General features: G+C 67.3%; 4 protein-coding genes. 2 read left to right on the top strand and 2 right to left on the bottom strand.

Annotated elements, in window-relative coordinates:
* Window positions 1-458 (top strand): rhodanese-like domain-containing protein (locus ACCC94_RS28735; RefSeq protein WP_413352986.1); only part of this gene is annotated, 458 nt, incomplete at its 5' end.
* A 65-nt stretch (window positions 459-523) separates the two neighbouring features.
* On the opposite strand, the gene yedA is transcribed toward ACCC94_RS28735, so the two are convergent.
* Window positions 524-1,417 (bottom strand): drug/metabolite exporter YedA, encoded by an 894-nt coding sequence (gene yedA / locus ACCC94_RS28730; protein ID WP_413352987.1) that lies wholly within the window; start codon window positions 1,415-1,417, stop codon window positions 524-526.
* Between the two features lie 160 nt (window positions 1,418-1,577).
* Here yedA and ACCC94_RS28725 point away from each other — a divergent pair, with 160 nt between their 5' ends.
* Window positions 1,578-2,024: an Lrp/AsnC family transcriptional regulator gene (locus ACCC94_RS28725; protein ID WP_413352985.1), complete on the top strand. Its 447-nt coding sequence runs from the start codon at window positions 1,578-1,580 to the stop codon at window positions 2,022-2,024.
* Between the two features lie 312 nt (window positions 2,025-2,336).
* On the opposite strand, the gene ACCC94_RS28720 is transcribed toward ACCC94_RS28725, so the two are convergent.
* The coding region (locus tag ACCC94_RS28720) for an acetyl-CoA C-acetyltransferase (RefSeq protein WP_413352984.1) at window positions 2,337-3,509 on the bottom strand (1,173 nt) is incomplete at its 5' end.

The raw sequence follows: 3,509 nt of genomic DNA, 5'->3' as shown, positions 1-3,509 counted from the left end.
CCATCACCCCGCAAACCCTGGCCGACTGGCAGCGCGCGCCGGGCACCGCCGTGCTCGACTTCACCGCCAGCGCCAACTATGTGAAGCGCCACATCCCCGGCGCCGCCTGGGCCCTGCGCAGTCAGTTGCAGGAGGCGCTGGCACAACTGGGCGACGCGGACCGCTACGTCCTCACCTGCGGTAGCAGCCTGCTGGCGCGTTTCGCCGTCGCCGACGTGGCAGCGCTGACCGACAAGCCGGTGTTCCTCCTCGACGGCGGCACCGCCGCCTGGGTCGCCGCCGGCCTGCCCACCGAGGAAGGCGAGACTCTGCTGGCCGCGCCGCGCATCGACCGCTACCGCCGTCCGTACGAAGGGACCGATAACCCGCGCGAAGCCATGCAGGGCTACCTGGACTGGGAGTTCGGGCTGGTGGAGCAACTGGGCCGCGACGGCACCCACGGCTTCTTCGTCATCTGAGCCTGAGCCGGACACGACAGCGCCCGCCCACAGTCACCTGCGGGCGGGCGCTTGTTTTTCGTCGATCAGGCGTCGGGGCTGCGCCGCCACTGCGGCAAGCCGATCAGCACCACGGCGCTGATGATCACCGCCATCGCCAGGGATTCCGCCAGGCCGATGTGCTCGCCGGCGAAGACCACGCCGAGCATCACCGCCACCGCCGGGTTGACGTAGGCATAGCTGGTCGCCGCGGCCGGGCGCACGTTGGCCAGCAGGTACATGTAGGCGCTGAAGGCGATGATCGAGCCGAACACCACCAGGTAGGCCAGCGCGCCCCAGCCCGCAGCGGTGGGCATCTGCTCCAGGCGCTCGCCACTGAGCAGGCTGCCCAGCAGCAGCACGCCGCCGCCCACCAGCATCTCCACTGCGCTGGCCATGGCGCCGCCGGGCAGGTCCAGGCGCCGGCTCCACACCGAGCCGAAGGCCCAGGTCGCCGCCGCGAAGAGGATCAGCGCCGCTCCCGCCGGGCTGCCCTGCAGGTTCGAGCCGAGGTTGAGCAGCACGATGCCGAACAGGCCCAGGGCGATACCGGCCCATTCCAGCGCGTTGGTCCTGTTGCCGAAGAAGCGCCCGAACACCAGGGTGAACAGCGGCACGGTCGCCACCGCCAGCGCCGCCACGCCCGAGGCCACGCCCCAGTGCTCGGCCACCGTGACCCCGCCGTTGCCACAGCTGAGCAGCAGGATGCCGATGGCGCCGGCCGACAGGCATTGCTTCAGCGTCGGCAAGGGTGCGCCGCGCCAGAGCATCCAGGCGAACAGGATCGCCCCGGCGATGATGAAGCGGCAGCCGGCCATCAGCATCGGCGGCCAGGATTCGACGCCGATGCGGATCACCAGGTAGGTCGAACCCCAGATGAAGTAGAGGGCGAAGAAAGCGGCGATCAGGGTCAGTGAAACGCGGGCTCTGGGCATGGGCATGGTGGTCATGGCTGGGGGCTCGACAAGGCAGGCAGAGCGCTTCATTTTATGCAGGTGAACCGCCCCGGATAAGGCACAGACAACGCCATTACGGGCATAACACTTTTTATTCGATGGAATTTCACGAGCCTCGCCGTCGATTCAAAACCGGAGCCAGACCATGGACAAATACGACCGCGCCCTGCTCGCCGCCCTCCTGGAAGACGGCCGCCTGTCCTTCGCCGAACTGGCCCGGCGCATCAACCTTTCGCCGCCGGCGGTGGCCGACCGGGTGGCGCGCCTGGAGGCGGACGGGGTGATCACCGGTTACCACGCCAGCGTAGACCTGTCGAAGATGGGCCGCTCGATCCAGTGCCTGATCGAGATGCGCCTGAACGACCACCGCAGCAAGAGCATGCTCGACCCGCTGCTGGAGATCCCGCAGATCATCGACTGCTATCGCATCACCGGCGAGGCCTGCGTGATGCTCAAGGTGGCGGTCAGTTGCACCCAGGAGTTGGAAGAGCTGATCGACCGCCTCGCCCAGTTCGGCACCAGCAGGACCTCGTTGGTGCTCTCGACGCCGTTCTCACGGCGAATCCATCCGGGGATGTTGCAGGGCGGTTGAGTTGCCTTTCTAGAAGGAAATTGCGCCGATCCGTTTCGTAGGGCGCATAACGCGCCAGCGTTATCCGCCATTCCAAGGGCGGCGGATAACCTGTTCCAGGTTATCCGCCCTACGCGTTGCTCTTCGTAGGAGCGAGCTTGCTCGCGAACACCGGTCGCTCCGAAGCCTGGGCGGTTCGCGAGCAAGCTCGCTCCTACCGGTAACGCCCACCCGACGCGCGGATAAAAAAAGGCGGCGCCGCTCGCGCGGTGCCGCCTGAAGTCACGGAGTTGCTTACATCGGGGAGGAAAACATCCGTCCCGCTGTATTGGATTACCGTTCGAGGATCGCGGTCACACCCTGGCCGCCTGCCGCACAGATGGAAATCAGCCCGCGCCCCTTTCCTGCGCCGTCCAGCAGCTTGGCCAGGTTGGCAACGATGCGCCCACCGGTGGCGGCGAACGGGTGGCCGGCCGCCAGCGAGCTGCCCTTCACGTTGAGTTTGCTGCGATCGATGGAACCCAGCGGCGCGTCGAGGCCCAGGCGGGTCTTGCAGTAGTCCGCGTCCTCCCACGCCTTGAGGGTGCACAGCACCTGGGCGGCAAAGGCTTCGTGGATTTCGTAGAAATCGAAGTCCTGCAGCGTCAGGCCGTTGCGCGCCAGCAGGCGCGGCACCGCGTAGACCGGCGCCATCAGCAGCCCCTCGTGGCCGCCGACGAAATCCACCGCCGCCGCCTCACCGTCCTTGAAGTACGCCAGGATCGGCAGGCCGCGTGCCTTCGCCCACTCCTCGCTGGCCAGCAGCACCACCGAGGCGCCATCCGTCAGCGGCGTGGAGTTGGCCGCGGTCAGGGTGCCGCGCGGGCCGCGCTCGAACACCGGTTTGAGGGTGCCGATCTTCTCCAGGTTGATGTCCGGGCGCAGGTTCTGGTCGCGTACCAGGCCGCGGAACGGCGTCATCAGGTCGTTCTGCCAGCCTTCGTCATAGGCGGCGGCCAGCTTGTGGTGGCTCTCGAAGGCCAGCTTGTCCTGCTCGTCGCGCGGGATGGCCCAGGTCTGCGCCATCAGCTCGCAGTGCTCACCCATCGACAAACCGGTACGCGGCTCGCCGTTCTTCGGGATATGCGGCATCAGGTGGCGCGGGCGGATCTTCAGCAGGCTTTTGATCTTCTCGCCGTTGGACTTGCCGCGGTTGGCCTCCAGGAGAATCTTGCGCAGCCCTTCATTGACGCCGATGGGCGCGTCGGAGGTGGTGTCCACGCCACCGGCGATGCCGCAGTCGATCTGCCCGAGGGCAATCTTGTTGGCCACCAGGATCGCCGCTTCCAGGCCGGTGCCGCACGCCTGCTGGATGTCATAGGCCGGGGTCTCCGGCGCCAGGCGCGTGCCCAGCACGCATTCGCGGGTCAGGTTGAAGTCGCGCGAATGCTTGAGCACGGCGCCGGCGACTACCTCACCCAGGCGTTCGCCGTGCAGCTTGTAGCGCTCGATCAGGCCGTCCAGCGC

Source organism: Pseudomonas sp. Pseusp97 (assembly GCF_047304025.1).
In the GTDB taxonomy this organism is placed as follows: Bacteria; Pseudomonadota; Gammaproteobacteria; order Pseudomonadales; family Pseudomonadaceae; genus Pseudomonas.
The sequence above is the reverse complement of the archived record's forward strand: the minus strand, read 5'-3'. Positions and strand labels throughout refer to the sequence as shown.

Coding starts and splice junctions, on each gene's coding strand:
- yedA (WP_413352987.1), bottom strand. CDS start 1,417: ATGCCCATGCCCAGAGCCCGCGTTTCACTGACCCTGATCGCCGCTTTC.
- ACCC94_RS28725 (WP_413352985.1), top strand. CDS start 1,578: ATGGACAAATACGACCGCGCCCTGCTCGCCGCCCTCCTGGAAGACGGC.